A 568-nucleotide genomic window follows, 5' to 3' on the forward strand; every position below is an offset into this window, starting at 1 on the left:
CTGCTGCGACGCGCATAGCCGTTTCACGAGCCGAAGAGCGGCCTCCACCACGATAATCACGTACTCCATATTTTTGGTGGTAAGTGTAATCAGCGTGACCTGGACGGAACTTATCTTTAATTTCTGAATAGTCTTTTGAGCGTTGGTCGGTATTTTCAATTAAAAGACCAATAGAAGTGCCTGTCGTTTGGCCTTCAAATACACCCGATAAAATTTTCACTTCATCGGCTTCACGACGTGCAGTGGTATAACGAGAAGTACCCGGACGACGACGGTCTAAATCCTTTTGTAGATCTTCTTCAGTAATTTCTAGTCCTGGTGGGCATCCATCTATAATACATCCTAGTGCGATACCGTGACTTTCTCCGAATGTCGTCACGCGGAAATGTTGTCCGATACTGTTTCCTGCCATTGCGTCCTCAACCTCATACTGCCCTGTATAGTGGGCTTTACACTTCAATTCTTAGTTATTTCATAGTGGCTTTATTACGGTTTGATGTAAACCCCTAAAACTAAGCTAATTGACTATTTTGTACCAACAATAATACCAATCACAGTAAGTCAGTGA

Annotated in this window: 1 protein-coding gene; it reads right to left on the bottom strand. The window is 43.1% G+C overall.

The window, feature by feature from the left end; genetic code table 11:
* The coding region (locus ACP45E_RS01250; RefSeq protein ID WP_141707169.1) for a chorismate synthase at positions 1-412 on the bottom strand (412 nt) is incomplete at its 3' end.
* Positions 413-568 lie beyond the last annotated feature (156 nt).

Source organism: Vibrio genomosp. F10 str. 9ZD137 (genome assembly GCF_049974785.1).
Classification (GTDB): domain Bacteria; phylum Pseudomonadota; class Gammaproteobacteria; order Enterobacterales; family Vibrionaceae; genus Vibrio.